This is a genomic window from Pseudoalteromonas sp. c7(2019) (assembly GCF_011378625.1).
GTDB classification, from domain to species: Bacteria; Pseudomonadota; Gammaproteobacteria; order Enterobacterales; family Alteromonadaceae; genus Pseudoalteromonas; species Pseudoalteromonas arctica.
Map to the genome: position 1 here is coordinate 186,190 of NZ_WTKS01000003.1, position 20,312 is coordinate 206,501.

Annotated in this window: 20 protein-coding genes and 1 tRNA gene; 7 read left to right on the forward strand and 14 right to left on the reverse strand. The window is 39.2% G+C overall.

The window, feature by feature from the left end:
- Positions 1 to 4: 4 nt before the first annotated feature.
- On the reverse strand, positions 5 to 1,345 hold the full coding sequence (locus tag GQR38_RS04510) for a sigma-54 dependent transcriptional regulator (RefSeq protein ID WP_165721092.1): 1,341 nt from the start codon (positions 1,343 to 1,345) through the stop codon (positions 5 to 7).
- Positions 1,346 to 1,577: 232 nt separating this feature from the next.
- On the opposite strand from GQR38_RS04510, the gene GQR38_RS04515 reads away from it, so the two are divergent.
- Both GQR38_RS04515 and GQR38_RS04520 read left to right on the forward strand, forming a co-directional pair.
- Positions 1,578 to 2,093 (forward strand): NUDIX hydrolase, encoded by a 516-nt coding sequence (locus tag GQR38_RS04515; RefSeq protein WP_165721093.1) that lies wholly within the window; start codon positions 1,578 to 1,580, stop codon positions 2,091 to 2,093.
- A 218-nt stretch (positions 2,094 to 2,311) separates the two neighbouring features.
- Complete coding sequence (locus GQR38_RS04520; protein ID WP_024590269.1) at positions 2,312 to 3,688, forward strand: NAD-dependent succinate-semialdehyde dehydrogenase; 1,377 nt, start codon at positions 2,312 to 2,314, stop codon at positions 3,686 to 3,688.
- Between the two features lie 305 nt (positions 3,689 to 3,993).
- Here GQR38_RS04520 and GQR38_RS04525 read toward each other — a convergent pair whose 3' ends face one another.
- The 5 genes from GQR38_RS04525 to GQR38_RS04545 all read right to left on the reverse strand — a co-directional run bounded on the left by GQR38_RS04525 (position 3,994) and on the right by GQR38_RS04545 (position 6,775).
- Positions 3,994 to 4,431 (reverse strand): hypothetical protein, encoded by a 438-nt coding sequence (locus GQR38_RS04525; RefSeq protein WP_165721094.1) that lies wholly within the window; start codon positions 4,429 to 4,431, stop codon positions 3,994 to 3,996.
- Position 4,432: 1 nt separating this feature from the next.
- Positions 4,433 to 4,747 carry a hypothetical protein gene (locus tag GQR38_RS04530; protein ID WP_029751226.1) on the reverse strand — a complete coding sequence of 105 codons (315 nt, stop codon included), beginning with the start codon at positions 4,745 to 4,747 and terminating at the stop codon, positions 4,433 to 4,435.
- A 243-nt stretch (positions 4,748 to 4,990) separates the two neighbouring features.
- Positions 4,991 to 6,064 carry an endonuclease/exonuclease/phosphatase family protein gene (locus tag GQR38_RS04535; protein WP_024593313.1) on the reverse strand — a complete coding sequence of 358 codons (1,074 nt, stop codon included), beginning with the start codon at positions 6,062 to 6,064 and terminating at the stop codon, positions 4,991 to 4,993.
- 23 nt (positions 6,065 to 6,087) lie between these two features.
- Positions 6,088 to 6,450 carry a hypothetical protein gene (locus GQR38_RS04540; protein ID WP_165721095.1) on the reverse strand — a complete coding sequence of 121 codons (363 nt, stop codon included), beginning with the start codon at positions 6,448 to 6,450 and terminating at the stop codon, positions 6,088 to 6,090.
- Between the two features lie 76 nt (positions 6,451 to 6,526).
- Entirely contained in the window at positions 6,527 to 6,775 is a 249-nt protein-coding gene (locus GQR38_RS04545; RefSeq protein WP_007581511.1) for a TIGR03643 family protein, read from the reverse strand.
- 123 nt (positions 6,776 to 6,898) lie between these two features.
- On the opposite strand from GQR38_RS04545, the gene GQR38_RS04550 reads away from it, so the two are divergent.
- The 3 genes from GQR38_RS04550 to GQR38_RS04560 all read left to right on the forward strand — a co-directional run bounded on the left by GQR38_RS04550 (position 6,899) and on the right by GQR38_RS04560 (position 10,409).
- Positions 6,899 to 7,588 (forward strand): transporter substrate-binding domain-containing protein, encoded by a 690-nt coding sequence (locus GQR38_RS04550; RefSeq protein ID WP_165721096.1) that lies wholly within the window; start codon positions 6,899 to 6,901, stop codon positions 7,586 to 7,588.
- 29 nt (positions 7,589 to 7,617) lie between these two features.
- On the forward strand, positions 7,618 to 8,274 hold the full coding sequence (locus GQR38_RS04555; protein ID WP_121953943.1) for a YoaK family protein: 657 nt from the start codon (positions 7,618 to 7,620) through the stop codon (positions 8,272 to 8,274).
- 74 nt (positions 8,275 to 8,348) lie between these two features.
- Entirely contained in the window at positions 8,349 to 10,409 is a 2,061-nt protein-coding gene (locus GQR38_RS04560) for a TonB-dependent receptor (RefSeq protein WP_165721097.1), read from the forward strand.
- A 19-nt stretch (positions 10,410 to 10,428) separates the two neighbouring features.
- On the opposite strand, the gene GQR38_RS04565 is transcribed toward GQR38_RS04560, so the two are convergent.
- The gene (locus GQR38_RS04565) at positions 10,429 to 11,220 is read right to left on the reverse strand and encodes a helix-turn-helix transcriptional regulator (RefSeq protein WP_165721098.1); all 792 of its coding nucleotides are present in this window, start codon (positions 11,218 to 11,220) and stop codon (positions 10,429 to 10,431) included.
- Positions 11,221 to 11,337: 117 nt separating this feature from the next.
- Between GQR38_RS04565 and GQR38_RS04570 the strand changes: the two genes are divergently transcribed.
- Positions 11,338 to 12,543, forward strand: coding sequence for an MFS transporter (locus tag GQR38_RS04570; protein WP_165721099.1), 1,206 nt, complete (start codon positions 11,338 to 11,340; stop codon positions 12,541 to 12,543).
- Here GQR38_RS04570 and GQR38_RS04575 read toward each other — a convergent pair.
- The 5 genes from GQR38_RS04575 to GQR38_RS04595 form a co-directional block, all read right to left on the reverse strand.
- Positions 12,523 to 12,744, reverse strand: coding sequence for a hypothetical protein (locus GQR38_RS04575; protein ID WP_076923652.1), 222 nt, complete (start codon positions 12,742 to 12,744; stop codon positions 12,523 to 12,525). The genes GQR38_RS04570 and GQR38_RS04575 overlap by 21 nt on opposite strands.
- A gap of 77 nt (positions 12,745 to 12,821) precedes the next feature.
- Positions 12,822 to 13,271 carry a Rid family detoxifying hydrolase gene (locus tag GQR38_RS04580; protein ID WP_231609135.1) on the reverse strand — a complete coding sequence of 150 codons (450 nt, stop codon included), beginning with the start codon at positions 13,269 to 13,271 and terminating at the stop codon, positions 12,822 to 12,824.
- A gap of 10 nt (positions 13,272 to 13,281) precedes the next feature.
- Complete coding sequence (locus tag GQR38_RS04585) at positions 13,282 to 13,695, reverse strand: GFA family protein (protein ID WP_165721100.1); 414 nt, start codon at positions 13,693 to 13,695, stop codon at positions 13,282 to 13,284.
- 403 nt (positions 13,696 to 14,098) lie between these two features.
- Positions 14,099 to 15,385, reverse strand: a complete 1,287-nt coding sequence (locus tag GQR38_RS04590; protein WP_165721101.1) for an amidohydrolase — start codon at positions 15,383 to 15,385, stop codon at positions 14,099 to 14,101.
- A 401-nt stretch (positions 15,386 to 15,786) separates the two neighbouring features.
- Entirely contained in the window at positions 15,787 to 16,776 is a 990-nt protein-coding gene (locus GQR38_RS04595; RefSeq protein ID WP_165721102.1) for a fatty acid desaturase, read from the reverse strand.
- 390 nt (positions 16,777 to 17,166) lie between these two features.
- On the opposite strand from GQR38_RS04595, the gene GQR38_RS04600 reads away from it, so the two are divergent.
- A tRNA-Leu gene (locus GQR38_RS04600) sits at positions 17,167 to 17,251 on the forward strand.
- A gap of 212 nt (positions 17,252 to 17,463) precedes the next feature.
- On the opposite strand, the gene GQR38_RS04605 is transcribed toward GQR38_RS04600, so the two are convergent.
- A complete protein-coding gene (locus GQR38_RS04605; RefSeq protein ID WP_165721103.1) occupies positions 17,464 to 17,937 on the reverse strand; it encodes a VOC family protein in 474 nt (157 codons plus the stop codon).
- 140 nt (positions 17,938 to 18,077) lie between these two features.
- Positions 18,078 to 20,150, reverse strand: a complete 2,073-nt coding sequence (locus GQR38_RS04610) for a catalase (protein WP_165721104.1) — start codon at positions 20,148 to 20,150, stop codon at positions 18,078 to 18,080.
- Positions 20,151 to 20,312 lie beyond the last annotated feature (162 nt).

Genomic DNA, 20,312 nt, shown 5'->3' on the forward strand with positions numbered 1-20,312 from the left:
AAATCTATTTATATTCGCCAATACCGCCATATGCATTAAGGCGGTTATAAAGTGTTTTGGTGCTAATACCCAGCATTTGTGCAGCAAGCGTTTTATTACCTTGCACCTTATCAAGCGTTGCATGAATAAGTTCTTTTTCAACTTCTTCAATGGTTTGTCCTGCTGATACTGGCTTTTCGGCCGCTTGGTTATTAACGCGCGAAAAAGGCGACTCTAAATTATCAGGTAGAGTAATGTCGCTGGTTTGCGGATCGCTCATAATAAATGCACGGTGTATAGCGTGGCGAAGCTCTCGCACATTACCGGGCCATTCATAGCTTTGCAGTTCTTTGAGCTGCGTTGGCGTCCAACTAAATGGGGTACCGTTTTCATCATTAAGTTGATCTAAAAATGCTTTAGCTAATAAAGGAATATCTTCTTTTCTATCGCGAAGTGGCGGTATATCAATAGGAAAAACAGCCAACCTAAAGTAAATATCTTCACGAATAATATTATTTTGCGCTAAATCGGTAAGCGAGCGGTTAGTGGCTGAAATAACACGACAATTGGTTGGTATTTCTCTGTTACCACCTACGCGTGTTACTTTTTTAGTTTCAAGTACTCGCAGTAAATTTGGCTGCATATCAATTGGCATTTCGGTTACTTCATCTAAAAACAAAGTACCGTTATTTGATTGCTCAAACACACCTTCTTTACGTGCTATTGCGCCTGTAAATGCGCCTTTTTCGTGGCCAAATAACTCACTACCAATTAACTCTTTTGAAAGTGCGCCACAGTTGCTAGCAACTAATGGGCCTTCGCACTGGCTTGCGTTATGAATAGCTTGAGCCACTACTTCTTTACCTGCACCACTTTCACCCATAAGCATCACGTTAGCGTTTGTTTTAGCTACGCGTTCAATCATGTTGTATAGTTTTTGCATTGGCTCAGACTCACCAATTAACCCACCAAAGTGACGTGTAATACCGCTCGACTTGGCTTTTTTAACTGTTTTTTTAGGGCCATTTAAAACGAGTTCTAAATCTTCGCGTTGTAATGGTTTTAATAAATGCCCTACATTTGGCTCACACATTTCAGCTAAAATGCCTTTAACTGAAGGATGACCCGATATAAGTGTAATTTTTGGAGATTGCCCAATCGTTTTTAAATGATCAAGTAAGTGCAAACCGCTACCATCAGGTAACATAAAATCAAGTAGCACATGGTCAAAGGTATTATTTTCAAACCATTGATGTGCTTCTTTTAAACTGGTGGCGGTGCTTATGTTGTGGCCGAGGAATTCGACTATGTGGCAAACAACGTCACTAAATTCAACGTCATCGTCTACTAAAAGTATGTCTAACATGATAAATCCCTATGCTTTTTTTCTTATTCTACGCATCCTAAATATTAATTTAAAGGCACGCCTAGAATCTAATTACTTAAATAGCTAATTAATCCAATGCTATTTATTTTAACAACCTTATATTTACGTATGCTTAAAAAAATCGATCATAAAATATAAAAATAATTAAAATCGTTTCTATTTATAGAATGGTAGCAACTGTTATTATCAAAAACCTAAAAGAGGAGACGAAATGCAGCAATTAAAAACCTTAATTCATTCAGGTATTAATATTGACCACGGTAGTCAGTTTACGCGCTTAACAGCTCGCGCCATTGTTATTAAAAATAATAAAATACTTTTAATGTATACAAACCGCTATGAAGATTACAGCTTACCTGGTGGCGGAGTAGATGAAGGCGAAAGTATTGAACAAGGCTTAATTCGCGAACTAAGCGAAGAAACCGGTGCACAACAAATAAGTGTAGTTAAAGCCTTTGGACTCTATGAAGAGTATCGCCCTTGGTATAAAGAAGACTTTGATATTATTCATATCAAATCGTATTGCTTTGTATGTAATATTGCCGACGAGTTTGGCAAAGCACAGTTAGAGCATTACGAGCAGCAAAATGGCATGACTGCTAAATGGGTTGATATTAACGATGCAATTGCTCATAACGAGCGCACACTTGCTAACAGTGAAAAACAAGGACTCTCCATTTTACGAGAAACCTACCTACTAAAGCGCATTGCTAAAGAACTTCTATAAGTTGAATTAGCATGAGCAGTCAATCTTGTAAATTTTGCATCAATCAGAACTTTTTACTGCTTTGGGTAATATATTCATAGTAGTAAAAAGTTATTAGCAGAATAAAAAATTAAAAATAAATACTACATTTCAATAGCTTGAGATTAATTAATACTGTTTTTTTGATATTGGCTTTCGTTTTGCACTATCACCATTACATAATTTGTAAGGAGATAGAAATGAGTAACACAGTTAAAACGATTAATCCGGCAACTGAGCAAACCATTGAAACCTACACGCTACTTTCTCAAAAAGAAGCAGAACAGGTAATCGAAAAATCTCACGAAACATATTTAAAATGGCGCTTAACGTCGTTCACTGAACGTGCGAGATATCTTAATAAGTTAGCCTCACTTTTCGAAGAGCAAAAAGAATCTATCGCAAAACTCATGACCGAAGAAATGGGTAAAGTATACGAGCAAGGCTTTCAAGAAGTTGAACTATGTGCAGGAATTTGTCGTTACACAGCCGAACAAGGCCCACAAGTACTTGCTGACGAAGAACGTGATATGGACGGCGGCCGTGCAATTATCAGCTACCAACCAACAGGTGTACTGTTAGGTATTCAACCGTGGAACTTCCCGCTTTATCAGGTAATTCGCTACAGTGCTGCCAACATAATGGCGGGTAACACAACCGTATTAAAACATGCTGGTAACGTATTTGGCATGGCTGAAAAAATTGAAGAGCTATTTAAACAAGCTGGTTTCCCAGAGTACTGTTTCAGCAACTTACTCATCGACGGTAAAACCGCCAGCTCACTCATTGCGCACAAAGCAATTAGCGGCGTAACCTTTACGGGTAGCGATGCCACAGGTAAAAAAGTAGCTGAAGAAGCGGGTAAACACGCTAAAAAGACAGTGTTAGAGCTTGGTAGTAATGACGCTTACTTAGTACTCGATGACGCAGATTTAGAGCTTGCAGTTAAAACCTGTGTAACAGGTCGCATGATCAATAACGGCGAAACGTGTGTTTCAGCTAAACGTTATGTTGTTGTTGAGTCACTTTACGATGACTTTAAAGCACAAATTAAAGAGCAGTTTGAAGCCATGAAAATGGGCGACCCAATGGCAGATGACACAGACTTAGGTCCAATGGCCCGTGAAGATTTACGCGACGGTATTCACGACCAAGTAATGGAATCAGTTAAAGCAGGTGCAAACATAGTAACGGGTGGCGAAATACCATCGCAAACGGGCTATTACTACCCACCTACTCTACTAGATAACCTATCACCTGGTATGCCGGCCTACGACGACGAATTATTTGGCCCTGTCGCTTCGCTTATTAAAGCCAAAGATAACGACGATGCTATGCGCATCGCCAACGATTCTCGCTACGGTTTAGGCGGTGGTATTTTCTCAAAAGACGAGAAAAAAGCCATTGAGCTTGCTAAAAAGTACTTCGACACCGGCATGATCAACATTAACGGCTACGGTTTAGCACAACCTAACTTACCATTTGGTGGTGTTAAAGGCAGTGGCTACGGCCGAGAACACGGCGGTTTTGGTATGCGCGAATTTGTTAATGTTAAAAGCATTATGATCGCCAGCTAATTTAGCTGCATAAATGAAATAAGTGTTTAAAATATAAAAATTACTAAGCCTAAAAGTGGGTAACCACTTTTAGGCTTTTTTATGACTTTTAGAAAGTAGTTTTCAGGAAACAATACTTAGTTTTTGGTAAGAGACAGTACCAAATTTTAAGAGAGAGTACCGAGTTTTGGATATATTCGTAGGTGCGATTTTACATCGCGCTTTTAATCTGAGGAGTCAAAGACTGCAAACATAGCCTTTAATGGGGAATAAATATCGTGGTCTAATTTTATATTTAATCGTAGACACTTATATCACCTAAGTGTTTAGTCGTTTTTCAATGCTCTAGCTAAATCATTTACTGCGACCTGAACAACTAACCAAGAAATATCACATGTATCTGCATCAGGGTACATTTTACTAGCCATTTGCTCATAAGGATGTATTAGATTTCGGAACCCTCTAAGTGCACGGGAGAACTGTCTAGCATTTAAACCTAACCAACCTACATGATGTGTTACATCAATTACTATTTTTCGCTTACTAGCGTTACTTATAGCTGGCTCTTGGTATTTTACGAGAAAGTTTGATGAGGAATGGAGAATGATTAGATAATATTTAGCTAGGTACTCAAAGCGCTTTTTCTCAAGCCCTAGTATTAGAAAAGCTATCGAACGCTTAGTGAATAAACTAAATTGCATAATAATCGAGTTAATTCGTTTATCTGATTTATATTTTTCAACTTCAATAAACTTTGTGCCCATTTTACGTTTCGTATTTTGCTGGAGCATCCATAAAGTGAAAACTGCCCCAGAGTAATAGTAAAAAAAACATGGGCAGAGAAGCCAATATAAGGTCATATTCTACAAAATTATCGCTAAGCCAATAGCATCCAAAAAACACCATGGGATATATTAAAACGCCCCATAGAAAAAATTTATTCATGATTCTATTAAACAATGGAATATTAATACTAGGCTTACTTCCTAAGCCCATAAGACTAGCGATAACTGCAAATGGGTATACAAGTAAAGGAATAGCACCTAAAACCAATAAAGTAAGCCGAAAAAACTCAAACATATAATCGAACATCCAACGTTTTGAACGTATTAACGCTATTCTCAATGACTAAAAAGTACAAACAAGGTAAGTTAATTGCCAGCGCTTATTTTGAGAGCTTTACCACTCTTTACTTCTAAGAAAACAAGTATATATATTAAAAATAAAGTATAAACCAAATAACACAGTAACAATTCAACACAAGTCAGGCTTCAGCTATTAATAACTCAATGCTTTATATAAATACCGCTATATCTAACGTTACTAATCAAACCTCGGCACCTTTCGCTTATCGGCTTTACTCATTGCGAGCTCTTGGATTTCTTCTTGCTTGTGCTGCGCCGATTTAGTTTCTAATGACTGCTGATTAGCGTTTTCGTAAGAAAGCTCAGTGAGTAGCGCAAAGTGATCTGAGCCATACTTAGCTAAGCGCTTAATACGCTTTACTTTAAAGCCTTCGCTGTGAAATAAATGATCGAGCGGCCAACGCATAAAAAAGTAGCCTGCATGAAAGGTATTATAAAAACCACGGCCTTTTCGAGGGTCTAAAAAGCCACTTATTTGCATAAACAAACGGGTGCTGCGCGACCACGCTACGTCGTTTAAATCTCCGGCAACTATGGTAGGTCGTGTAGGGTTTTTAAGTGCTTTAGCCACCATTATTAGCTCTGAGTCGCGCGGACGTGATGAGTCTTCCTCTGTCGGGCTTGGTGGTGCTGGGTGAATAAAGTGCCCTTGCATTTGTAGGCCTTCATCGTTTTCAAACAAAATATGAATTGAGGGAATATCTTCTTCTATAAGCTCACATATTTGTGCATCGAGTATTTTAAACTTGCTGTATAAGTGCATGCCATAACGATTGTCTTTAGGGCATTCTATGTAATACGGGTAATTTTTTTTAATGACTGATAATTTATTTTCCCACCAGCTATCGCTCTCAAGCGTAATAAGTAGGTCGGGTTGATGCTCATCAACAAGACTAATTAACTGCTCACTTTTATGGTTCGACATAAGTACATTTGCCGACATAATTCGAATGCTATGGTCGATGTGCTTAGGTGCGCTTTGCACTTCTTTTTTAGCAAGCCACGTATACGGGTAAATCCATTTACCTTGTAAAATCATTATAAGTAATGAGGTTAAGGCTATAAATACATAGCCTATTGCGCTACTTTGCCATAATAAAAACAACGAAGTAACAGCTACAAAACTGGCAATATAAAATACCTGCAAACGAACAAAGTCGCAGCTACGCACTAAGTAATGCTGGCTGTACGACATAGGTAATAAGGTAACCAGTAAAAAAAAGCCAATAATTATAGCCAGCGCAATGAGCATTTTAATATCCTTATAACGTTAATTTAGCGACTTAAAATTGAAAGTATTTCTCGAGTATCGTGCACCATATGGATAACTGTACGGTCTATTTCTATACTCACTGTACCATTATCTCTAGAGCGTTCAATCACTCTACCTCTTTTGTATAAATCGCGTTCTAAAAAGTCGCCTCGATGATAGCTTTTACTTAGCCCTGGTGGCGTCCAACCTGCGCGAATTAACTGCTTTGCCTCTTTTTTAGAAAGGTAGTCATTGTCGTTGTGTTTATGTGAATGATGCTTATTATGGCCGTGTTTATGACCATGCTTATCTTTATGCGGTTTTGCGTCTGCGCTTATTGAGCATAAAGCCAATGCTATTAGTGCTGTGTATGTTAGTACTCTCATAAATAATCTCTAGCATAATTAATAGCTAAAGGTTAACAAACACGGCTGAACATCATATGAAACAACTTACACTTATTTAACGCTGTTTATATTGTGTTTTACAGTGGCTTCGCATAATAGCGGGATCGCGTAATTTTAAATGTTTTGTTTTACGACCTGCATGGCGCTTACGCCACACTTTAAAACTGCCTTTTGAAACATTGTCTCGCATAAAAACCACCAGCTGCGGATACTTTAATCCGTATAGCTGCTCTATGGCCTCGTAGGGGGTTCTATCTTCCCACGCCATTTCGATAATGCGTGACTGCTGCTCTGCGTTAAACATGGTATATCTCACAAAATTTAACTTATACGCTAGGTAAAAATACTTAGATCAATGCAATTAAGCTCAGTAACTGTATAATTGGCGTTCAAGTTATGTACTTTAAAAGATATCGAATTTATATTTATGCGCGCAATATTCCTGTTTTTAGCTTTAACTTTACCTTCGTTATTACTTGCAGCGCCAAGTAAAACCCTGCGCTGCGTAACAACCCACTACCCGCCTTTTACTATATTTGATGAGAAAAGCGATAAGTTCACAGGTTTAGATATTGAATATTTAACCTTTATTGAGCGTAATTTAAATCTTAAAATTGACGTAATTCATCTGCCATGGGCGCGCGTTAAAAAAGAAATGGCGCTGGGTTACTACGACTGCTATTTCTCCTTGGCCAATACAGAGGAACGTGCAAAGTATTTAGATTTTACAAGTGTGCCCTTGCATACTACTAAGTATGGTTTATTTACTTTAAACAAAGATAAACTGCTCACTGACGATTTATCAAATACCCCAATAGCGATGCTGCGCGGCGTTGTTTTGCCTGAGGTTATTGCTAAAAAGTACAGCCTTGATGAGAATAATCTACTTCGCTCACTTTCAACTAAAGACACTTTTGAGCTACTAGAAAAAAAACGTGTTGAATACGCAATAACTAACTATCAAGCAGGTTTGTGGTACTCAAAAGAATATAAAAACATTTATGCTCGGCAATTAAATGAGTTTACGTTTCCTACTTACATTGCTTTTAAGCGTGGCGTAATTGATACAAAATTAGTTGATGAGCAAATAAAACGTTTTAAAGCACAAACTCAATAATTAACACTGCACACGTTAAGAGATAACCAATGTTTACAAAACTACCAAAATGGGTTGAATATGGCGCGTTTACGCTCGCATTTATAGCGGGCGTAATAAACGCTGTAGGCTTATTAGGATTTGAGCATCAGGCTATTTCGCATGTATCTGGCTCTGTTACTTTACTTGGTATTAAAGTAATAACTAACCCCAGCACTGCCTTATTGCTACTTTCAATAATTATCAGCTTTATGTTGGGCTCTGCGCTGTCGGGCTTTTTGCTCTCTGGTGGCTCATTAAAACTTGGTCGTCATTACGACACTTTGCTTTTTATTGAAGGACTGTTATTACTGGCGAGTGCTTATTTACTTAAAAATACATTCGTTTACGGTATTGTTTTAACGTCTGCTGCGTGTGGGCTACAAAATGCGCTAGCAACTAATTACAGTGGTGCAGTTATACGTACCACACATTTAACCGGTATTTTTACCGACCTTGGCTTAATGATCGGAAAAGCGCTAAAAGGTGAGCAATTTGATACGCGTAAATGCGTTATATTTTTACTCATTATAAGCGGCTTTTTACTAGGTGGGATTGTTGGTTATATTTTATTTGAGTACTTTTTAGTGCTCGCGTTATTATTTCCGGCAGCCGCATGCTTTATATTATCTTTCATATACAAAATACATAGGTTACGTACACTTTAACGCAACGAGTTTAAAAGCACATTAAAACCGCATATTATAGAGGTAATGCAATATAGATTACTTTCAAGGAATGTATGAAACCTTATTTTTTGCCGCTGATATTACCCTTTAGCCACACTGCGTTTGCCGATAATCAAAATAATGATGCAATAGAAACCATAACAACCACTGCATCACGTATTGAAGCGCTATCTACCCCACTCCCTTTATCAATAAGCACACTAAATCAAGCGCAGCTAAATAGCATAGCCCCTACCCATATTGAAGAAGCTCTGCAACGTGTAGCGGGTGCTAATATTCAACGCGGAAATGGCCAAGAGTATTTACCCGCGCTTCGCTCACAAGTGCTTTCGGGCGCAGGCGCTTGTGGTGGCATATTGACTTTGGAGGATGGCATACCACTGAGAGCAGCTGGGTTTTGTAACATAAACGAGCTATTTGAAGCGCACAGTGAAATGGCGCAGCGCATTGAGGTGCTAAAAGGCCCTGGCTCTGCACTTTATGGCTCAAACGCTGTGCATGGTGTTATTAATGTAATAACACCCGACACCACACAAGGCGGTGGTTTAGTTGGTTTAGATTATGGCTCGTACGGCTATACTCGCTACAAATTACGTGCAGGACAAGATTACGGCAACAGCGGTATAGGCATTAACGCAAGTGTTACCGACGATAGCGGTTACCGCGACGACGAAAGCGTAGAACAACAAAAAGTAAATATTCGCCATCGCTATTCAAATAATAATTTATTACTTACCTCAGGCCTTACTTACACAAATCTTGATCAGCAAACGGCTGGATTTATTACAGGCTTTGAAAGCTATAAAAACGAAGACCTCTCGCAAAAAAACTTTGACCCAGACGCATTTAGAAAAGCACGTGCATTTAGAGCATGGAGCAATGCAATATGGCAATTAAATAACGATGATGTGCTCTCTACTACGTTATATTTTCGCGACCAAAGCATGGACTTTTTTAAGCACTTTTTACCCGGCACACCGCTTGAAAAAAACAGTCAAACCGGCTTTGGTGTGCAATCGCTTTATCAGCATAATTTACAAAGTAATGTAAAAGTAAACCTAGGGCTTGATGGCGAATACACGCAAGCCGACTTTACTCAAAGTCAAAACGAGCCAACGCAAGGCTCTGCATTTTTAGTCGCGACAGTGCCACAAGGCAAACATTACGATTACGATGTAAACGCCACGCTTTATGCCCCTTTTGCATCGCTTGATTGGCAATTAAATAAATGGTTACTTACCGCAGGTGTGCGCTACGAGCATATGCAGTATGACTATACCAATAATATGCTTGCAGGTAGAACAAAAGACGATGGCACAGAATGCGGCTTTGGTGGCTGCCGATACAGCCGCCCAGCGAGTGCTAAAAATAGTTTTAGTAATCTATCGCCAAAGCTTGGGGTTAGTTATCAGTACAATACAAATAACACGCTTTATGCAAACTTTTCTCGCGGTTACAGAGCGCCACAAGCGGCTGAGCTATACCAATTACAACGCGAGCAAACTACTGCAAATTTAAGCGCCGAAATAGCGAATAACGCAGAGCTGGGTATTAAAGGGATTAACGAAAAACTACGTTATGGTGTGTCACTTTACGCTATGAGTAAACACAATACGATTTACCGCGATAGTGACTTTTTTACGGTAAATAATGGCAGCTCTCGCCATCGTGGTATTGAGCTTGAGCTTGACTACCAGCTCACCAAGTCGCTTGCGCTTAACTTTGCTGGCACTCACGCAAAGCATACTTATACTAACAACCAAGTACTTAACGGTTTAAATATAAACGGCAACGACATAGATACCGCGCCGCGTAATATTGCTAATCTTGATTTAACATGGCAAGCACTCAGCAATACGCAACTTGCTTTGCAATGGCATCGCGTTGGTAACTACTACACCGACCCAGAAAACTTAAATAAATACCAAGGGCATGATGTTTTAAGCCTACGCGCACAGTGGCAAGTTACTAATAACCTTGAAGTGCTTGCCCGCATTATTAATTTAACTAATGAGGCTTATGCGGAGCGGGCCGATTACACCAGTTTTACCGGCGACAGGTACTTTCCTGGTAGGCCTCGTAACGCGATGCTTTCGGCAACTTACACGTGGTAATGCTTATTTAAGGGCTAAGCTAATTTAGCTGATTTAAGTCGCTCATGTATTTCATGGGCGACTTTTTCATCACCTTTTTAAACATAGTAATAAATGCACTCACCGACTCATACCCTAGTAACTCCGACACCTGCTGCACACTTTGCTTATCTGAAAGCGCTTTTAGGGCTGTAATTATATGTAATTGCGTACGCCACTTTCCAAATGTCATACCGGTTTCTTTTTTAATTAACCGCGCTAATGTGCGCTCAGTTAATGCAAACTGCTTAGCCCATTGTGGTAGTGTTTTTCGATTGTTTGGCTTGTTTATAAGCTGATCGCTCATAGTTTGAATTACCTCGTTTTTAGATAATACAAAATCCAGTGGCTGTACGGGCATTTCAATAAGTTGATCAAACAACACCTGCGCTAAACGTGCTGTTTTACTACTTAAAACATAGTGCTGATTATGCCCAGCCAACTCGCACATTAGCTCTTTAACCAGTGGCGTAATAGCTAATGTACACGTATTTAGCGGCATACCACTTTTACTACTATCAATAAATAAATGACAGAGCTTTGCGTTATCAGACGCCCTATTACTATGCACTTTTTGTGCGGGGATCCAAATTGCACTGTGCGTAGGCACCATCCACATTTTTGCCGACACTTCGCAGGTTACATAACCATGCAGGGCTAAAATTAATTGCCCTTTAGGATGGGTATGCAGTGGTATTTCGTGACTTGCATGGGCATGCTCTATTTTGGCTATTATGGGCTGCGCCATAGTTTCAAAATTTTTAATGTCGTCCCAGCCAATTGCATCAAACATAGTTTTGTCTGTTTTTAGTTATTTAATGTCGTTATCTCTAAATTATAGTTTTTGCTAAGCCTTTATACTAGCGCCCATTATGCATTAGTAACAACTCAACTTTAATGGCCTTCTCTTTTGTTAAATAACACACCTAAATCACGCTTTACTGGCATATTGCTAGTACTTGGCATATTGCTTATTGCCGCCAATTTACGTGCAACATTTACAGGTATTGCACCTGTGCTTGAACAAATTATTAATCACTTTGGGTTAAGTGCTTCGCAAGCAGGTTTTTTAACAACGTTGCCACTCATTGCCTTTGCCGTTGTATCGCCAATGGCGGCAACTCTTGCTAAAAAACAAGGTTTAGAGCGCACCTTATTTGTAGCTTTGCTATTTATACTTGCAGGGGTTGCAGCGCGGGTAATAAATACCTCTGCAATGCTATTTGTGGGTACCGCTATTATTGGCGTAGGTATTGCCATCGCAAACGTATTATTACCAAGTTTAATTAAGCGCGACTTTCCTGCAAAGGTTGCGTTAATGACCTCAGCCTACGTGCTTACTATGGGCGTGGTATCGGGTGGGTTTTCCACTTTGGTATTTCCGCTTAGTCAGTTAAACGGATTAGGATGGCAACTTGCGCTGGGCTCATCAGCTCTTATTACTCTGGCGAGTATTATTGTATGGATCTCGCAATTAAGTAAGCACACAAAACCCGCGAGTATTGCTCAACACGCTGACACGTCAAAAAGTGTATGGCGCTATTTACTAGCATGGCAAATTACCCTACTGCTGGGCTTAAACTCGTTTTTAAATTATATAATTATTACGTGGTTACCAAGCATATTAACCGAAACTGGTCACTCAGCTACCCAAGCAGGTGCTTATCATGGGGCTTTTCAAATAGCGACTGCATTACCGGGTTTAATATTAATTCCGCTATTGGCAAAATTAAAAGATCAAAGCGCGCTTAGCTTTATTTTAGCCATGCTCAGTGCACTCAGTGCATTGGGGTTACTTTACATGCCTAGCTTTGCTTTTGTTTGGACCTTAATGCTGGGCTTTTGCTCTGGAGCATGTTTTATATTGGGGCTGTCGTTTATTAGTTTGCGAACTGACGATTCGCAGCAAGCGGCCTCGCTTTCTGGTATGTCGCAAAGCGTAGGTTATTTACTCGCGGCTATTGGTCCTATGCTAGCTGGTGCATTACACACAACTACGGGAAGTTGGAGTGCGCCATTATGGCTGTGCGCTATTGCCGGAGTACTGTGTGCTTTATGTGGTTTAGGCAGTGGTAAAAACACTACTTTAGCTAAATCAGCTAACGAGTTGCTGTAACCACGAAAACAGGCCAGACGAAGGTTTGTTACTCGTGTGTTTTTGCTCATAGCGTTTATTAGTTGCTTCGCGCTGTTCACGGCGCTCTTGTGCTAAATTAGCTTTTGCGGCAAAACGTAGGCGTTGCTCTTGAGTTAGCTCATCATTAAAACTAATGGCTGTTTTTTTAACTGCTCGGCTGCTTTTAGGTGAACTACACATAATATTTCCTCTGTTGTGTAACTACTAAAATAGACAGCCTTTTAGCAAATAAAATTTCAGAAAACTTAACTTTTAATTTAAAGTGAGCCTATACACTCAACTTCTACTAAAGAATCAAGCGCTAACGCCTTTACAGCAAAAGCACTACGTGCAGGATACGGCGCACTAAAATACTGAGTGTAAATGGCATTGAATGCTTTAAAGTCGTTTATGTCGGTAAGCATAACGGTGCATTTAACTATATTGCTCATACTGTAGTTATGTTGCTCTAAAGTGCGTTTAATATTTTCAAGTGTTTGTTTAGTTTCACCTTCAAAACCACCAGCCGCTAACTTACCGGTTGCAGGGTTAATCCCTATTTGCCCCGACATATAAAGCGTATTACCGGCTTTTACTATTTGCGAAAATGGTAAGTTAGGATTAGCTTTGCCTGTATTTAAAAAGTCGACATTACTGGGTTTTGCCTGCGTAAAACCAGTAAGTAGTACGCTTGCTAATAAGGCTGTTTTCATCAGTGAGTTCATCATCTGGCTTACCTTATTTTTGTGGTGTGGTTTCAAAAGCAGGAACTTCGTGTAAATTATTTAACCATGTAAGCGTTGATTGTGACCAAATTTGTGCAGACGGTTTAAACTCATCGCGCTGATCAACCGCACCAATACGCAACCCATAAACACGACCTTCTTTTTCTGCATTTGTAGCATAAAGTGTTGTACCACATGTGCCACAAAAGCCCTGCGCACGCTTGTTACCGCTTTGGGCTGTTTTAACAAACTCTTTTGGCTCACCTTGGGTAAACACAACCGAGTTTGGCTCTGCAATTATAACTGCTCTAAATGGGCCGCTCGACATACGTTGGCAATCGCTACAATGGCAAACAAGTGCGTTGTTATTTTGAGACTTTGCTTGGTATTTAATTTCACCACAGTAACAGCTTCCAGTAATTTTCATTATTTAAATCCTTAATGCTTATGAAGATTGAATCGAGATATAAGACCGGCAATATCGATTCATTATTTTTAAAATATAAAAAACTGCTCGCCGGTTCATTTTTATATTCGGTTAGATTTTTAATTTTTTAGAGTGATTTTTTAAAAGTTGAGCAAGTGCTACAAACATGATCCGATGTTTTAAATAAAACAGCAATACCACGTTAAGCTAATAGCGTAACGTGGTGTGTTTAAGCTATTTTTATACCAATTCGCTTAATTAAATTGTCTATTTTGAGGTAAGAAAACCGTGTCGATAACAAGGCAAAAATTTCGTTATTTAGTTGTTCTATATGAGATATTTTTAACGAAGTTAACGTGCGGTTTAATCCCTCAAATTGATTATGTATTATTGCGAGTTGGTATTAATGTGCGTTTAAATAATCAACAGCTAAGAGGCTAAGCGCCTTAGTGCCTACTTTAAACGACGATTCGTCGGCATAAAAATAAGGTGAGTGATTACTAGCCACTGTATTTAAATCTTGCTCACTTGGTGTGCCGCCTAAAAATACAAATACACTCGGCACTTCTAATGCGTAAAACGAAAAGTCTTCTGCGCCGGTTATTTTTCCCATTTCCACTACGTTTCCATTACCTGCTGCTTTTTTAAGGCTAGGTAACATTTGCGCAGTAAGCTCAGGGTTATTAATCGTTACCGGATAACCTTCGTGAATGTGTACCTCTGCAGTTGCACCTGACGATTTAGCAATGTGCGTGGCTGTGGTTTTTATTTTTTCAAATATTTGTGCACGATTATCCATATCAAAGTTACGAATTGTGCCTACCATTTCAACTTCTTCAGGAATAATATTATTACGTACCCCACCCGCTATCTTACCAAACGAGACAATAGCAGGCTCTTTGGTAATGTTGATTTGGCGACTAACAATATGATTTACGCCTGTTACTATTTGCGCTGCTGCGGCAATGGGGTCAACCCCAGTCCACGGTGCAGAGCCGTGTGCCTGCTTGCCATGTACTGTTATTTCAAATCGGTCTGCACTGGCCATTGCAGGGCCACTTCTATAACCAATTTTACCGCTGTGCAAACTAGATGTTATGTGTAACCCAAAAGCAGCCTCTGGTTTGTATTGTTTAAATATGCCTTCTTTAAGCATTAACTCAGCGCCACCCTCTTCCCCCTCTGGTGCGCCTTCTTCTGCAGGTTGAAACACAAACATGATGTTGCCATGCAATTCATCTTTCATATTTGCTAATACTTCGGCTGCGCCCATTAACATAGCCACGTGCGTGTCGTGCCCACAAGCATGCATTATGCCTACATCTACACCACGGTAATTAGTGGTTTTAGTTGATTTAAAATCAACATCGGCTTTTTCAGTAACTGGAAGCGCGTCCATATCTGCACGTAGCATTACTGTTGGACCTGGCTTTGCACCTTTTAATAACCCCACAACGCCAGTAAAAGCAACCCCCGTTTGTACTTCCATACCCAGCGACTTTAAGTGCTTAGCTACAATACCTGCTGTGCGGGTTTCGCGATTTCCAAGCTCAGGGTTTTGATGAAAATCACGTCGCCAATCAATAACCTGTTGCTCTACCTTTTTCACTTGCTGATCAATGTTTGCATTGGCATTAAGCGCACTAAGGGCAGCAAAGCCCAGCGCTATTGAAATTAGTGATTTTTTCATCCTGTTTGTCCTTATTATATTTATTGGTTTTATAATATTGATGAGCACGAGCCCTTATATACTATTGAGAACATAATTAGTTCGCTCTATAACCACTATTACCGAAGGCTCCACAATAATCAATCCCATTTAAGCTAGATGCCCAACTATGAAGGGCCACTTCACTTTTCACTGGTTTTATCTATTTTTAGTTTGAAGATTTAGCGCTAATTAAGCCTACCATTTTTGTTTTTATTGATTTAAGAATGGCATTTAATAGTCAACCAACGCACGTAAAGTGAGTTTTAATAAGCGCGGTGGTGGATAGGAGAAGTTAACGAGTAATAGGCTTGGTACATAATTGCTATTCAAACTATAAAATAAGAATAGCAACGTAAAACCTCCCCTAATGTTGGCGGGAGTTATTTAAATACATTTGCATCTTTAATGCTATCAAAATCGTTAAAGCGCACGTTGTGCTGTTGCATTACTTTAAGTATTTTTTCACTTAGCATTTGGCGTAAATAAAACGGCTGATTTGGCACAAAATGATGGATGGTATGCGTTTTACCAAAGTTAAAACAAAACAAGTGAAACGGCATAAATAAACGACTCGTTAGTACGTGTGTTTGTTCAAGCATATTATTAACGCCGCCATAGTAATGCATGCTTGAGGTAACAAAATTAAGCGAGCTTGAGCGAATAATATTAGGCACAATAAGTACGACCATTAAAAATTCAAACACACTCATTGTACTTAACAACCAGTTAGGTGAATTTAGCGAAAGTGGTATAAATAAATCAACAATATGAAATAGAATAACGCTATATAAAACAGCAAAATACGCAGTCGCTATCGGAAACCCCGCATTAAAAACACTCGAAAAACTAAAGCCATTAATTTCTTTTCTAAAACGTTTAGTAGAAATAACTAACCCTAATAGCCCATCGACAATAACTAGCGCACGTAAAAATGGGTTTTTAATACCATTACCCACCAAGCGTTCTTCAAGGTCTTGTTGTGTGCCTGAGGTTTTGTGATGATGTAAATGCATTTTACGTCGGTACCACGGGCTAATAGTATTTGGCCGCATTAACCATACTGTTAGCATCATAAAGTTATACATGAACGGCTGATTACTAAAGTATTGTTTATGTATAAGGTCGTGCTCTAACTCATGGGAAATAGACGCAGCAATAGCCGCAAGTACTATACATACCCAAGCAGGTATGATGGCTAAATAATATAAAACACCAACACCAATTAATGCGCTAAGCGATAGCAATAAAATAATTAACCCTAAGGTATTTTGGTGTGCAAATAATGGGTGCTTTTGACGAAGTGATACTTCTTCTGCCTTAATTGCTTTAACAATCGCTTGAATGTTCTGCTTGGCACTTAATTGAGTCATATGTAATGTCTTAAAAACCTTGTTGTACAAATAATACCCGAATTAAACGCAACATCGGAATAAAGCAGGAATAATTATTGTAATACGATTAACTATTACCAATAGTTCAATTGCTTACGTATTCAATCGCATAACAAGTTTAATAGCACTCATAACCTAAAACATTCGCTTTTTGTATCAGCCAAAAAGACTTAAAAAAATTCCCTGTTGAGTATCTTTACTATAAACGATTAATTATCAACCAGTTGTTTATGCAAATAAAAGAAAAGGCTTGCCGCCCCCTCTTTTGTTTGTATAATGCGGATACAGAATAAGAGGTATATAAGTATCCTTTTTATTTTAAGTGGTTTTTCTTTATTTTTTATATTTAAAAGATTAAAGAAAAATTATGCCAGCGTGATGAAATTGGTAGACATGGGGGATTCAAAATCCCCTTCCGAAAGGAGTGCCGGTTCGAGTCCGGCCGCTGGTACCACTTTTTAAACCTCAGCTAATTATTGGCTGAGGTTTTTTTATGCCTAAAAATTAACTAGTAACTTATACCAATTCACTTAATTAAGTTAGCTACTTTTAGGTAAAAAAACGGTTTCGATAACAAGATGAAACCTAGCTCAGCTGAAGCAAAAGCCTTCCATTAAAGCTCTCGGCATATCTTAGGGAGGTACATAAATCTGATTAGCATGCTAATTATGCATCTTGCTCTTGATTTGTTATATCCCCAATTCGATTATTTAACTCTTCGTCACTAACATCTTCTTTGTGTGTACCAATGATCCATATATGACCAAATGGGTCTTGTAGTGTGCCGGTCCTATCCCCATAAAACTGGTCATGTACGGGTCTTATTAGTGTTGCACCTAGCTCAATTGCTTTTTTAAATATGGTATCAACATCTTCAACATAAAGCATAAGGCTTAGCGCTGTACCACCGAGTTCTTTTGGACTTTTTAAATACTCTTCAGAACCAATATCTGAAAGCATAATATGCGAATCACCAATTATTATTTCTGCATGGGCTATTCCACCATCAGGTAAAGGCATTTGCATTACGTGTTCAGCACTAAATGCATCACAATAAAAATCTATCGCTTTTTGTGCGTCATTCATAATTAAATAAGGTGTAACTGAATGAAACCCTTTTGGTATTGCCGAAACTGACATAGTGATCACCTCGCTGTTGAATCCATGTTATTAAAACTGATTTAAATGCTGTCTGTAATAGGCACTAAAGTTTTTAAATAAAGGTCAGATTGACTGACCTTAAAACAATATATAAATTAAATAATAGCTCTAATAAATACTTAGCGCTGCCAAAAACGTAAATTACGTAATGACTCTATAAATGCCTCGCCCGATACGGTAGCTAAATCTATCCAACCATCATCTGCTTTGTCATCGAGCCCTGCGGCTTTAAATAATGGCTTAGCCTCATTTGTAAAGCCTATAAATTTCATGTGTGCGTATGCATCACTTACAAAGTCTTTGGCTTCTGCAATGGCAGCTAGTTTTTTAGCTCCCTCTTCGGTGGTTAGTACAAGTACCGCATCATATAAAACCGATGGACCACCATTAATAACCTGGTCTGCTTTAAAGTGCTTACCTTTACTGCATTTAGCACCGCCGACTTGTGGGGCAATAATTTCAAAGTTTGCGCCTTCACTTTCAAGTGAATTAGTAACCGATTCAAAAATTTCTGCATCAAACCCGTCACTCACTAAAATACCTAACTTACGCCCTTTAAATGTATTTGGCGCATTTTTTAAAATACTTAACGCATCAGACACAGGTAAGTCTTTACGTGTTGGCATAGCAGCTTCTGCTGAGTCTGGCATTTCTTGCAAGCCAAGTCCTTCGGACACTTTATTTGCAAGGGTTTCGTCAATATTTAACAAGTGCGATACCAAACGTTCTCGTATTGGTAAATGCTCAACTTTAGAAAGCTCAAACACGTACGCAGATTGAATATGCGCCTGCTCTACCTCTGTTTGACTTAAATAAAATTGACGAGCTTGACTGTAGTGATCGCTGAATGTTTCTGAGCGATAACGTAATTTATCACCGCCGCTTACTTCAGGCTCGCTTGAGCTTTTAAAGCCATGTGCAGGGCATTCGCGCGGGTTATTTTCACCGCCACTCCACGAGTTTGGCTCGTAATTTACACGCCCTTTTGGATTGTGCATTGCCATGTGGCCATCTTGCTGAAAATGACGCATTGGGCATTTAGGAGCATTGACCGGAATGTGCGTAAAGTTAGGCCCACCTAAACGCTTAGTTTGAGTATCTAAGTATGAAAAGTTACGACCTTGCAGTAACGGGTCGGGCGTAAAGTCGAGCCCTGGTACAATATTTTGAGTACAAAAGGCAACTTGTTCTGTTTCTGCAAAAAAGTTGTCTACAACACGGTCAAGCACCATGCGGCCAACAATTTGAACTGGCACTTGTTCCTCTGGTATAAGCTTAGTGGCATCAAAAATATCAAATTCAAATTCATCAGCAAATTGCTGATCAAACACTTGCACACCTAACTCCCATTCAGGGAAGTCGCCATTGCCAATAGATTCCCACATATCTCTGCGATGAAAATCAGGATCGGCGCCGTTAAGCTTAAGTGCTTCGTTCCATACTACCGATTGCATACCGCCTTTTGGTTTCCAATGAAATTTAACGAATTTCTCTTCACCTTTGGCATTAATGAATTTAAAGGTATGAACGCCAAAACCTTCCATAAATCGCAATGAACGCGGAATAGCTCTATCAGACATTGCCCACATAACCATGTGCATTGACTCAGGCGATAAGCTCACAAAATCCCAAAAGTTATCATGTGCTGTTTGCGCTTGGGGGAAACCACGATCTGGCTCGGCTTTAGCTGAATGAACTAAGTCTGGAAACTTCATCGCATCTTGAATAAAGAATACCGGTATATTGTTACCCACTAAATCCCAGTTTCCTTCTTGGGTATAAAATTTCACCGCAAAACCACGTACATCACGTGCTAAATCTGGAGACCCTTTATTACCTGCAACCGTAGAGAAACGAGTAAATACTGGGGTTTTTTCACCTTTTCGCTGAAAAATATCTGCACAGGTTAAATCTTCAAGCGTGTCGTAAGTTTCAAAATATCCGTGTGCACCATAGCCTCTAGCGTGCACTACACGCTCAGGAATGCGCTCGTGATCAAAGTGAAAGATCTTCTCGCGCATTATGTGATCTTCTAATAATCCTGGGCCACGCTTTCCAGCACGTAATGAATTTTGATCGTCACTTACAGGGCAGCCCTGCGCGGTGGTCATGGTAGGGTGTTCATCCGACGCTTTTTGATGCAATTCACCGCCATGCCCTTTATTACCTGCGTATTTAAATGATTCAGCCATGTTTAGTCCTTCATACAGTTTGATTTAATGGGTCAATAGTTTTTATGAGCTTAAAAGCTAAAAGCGACTATGCAAATGCAAAATAAAGACCAGCCATCCAACCTAGTAAAAAAGGGCTGTACAGATAACAATGTAGTATTTGAAGTGGTTTATAAAAGAAAA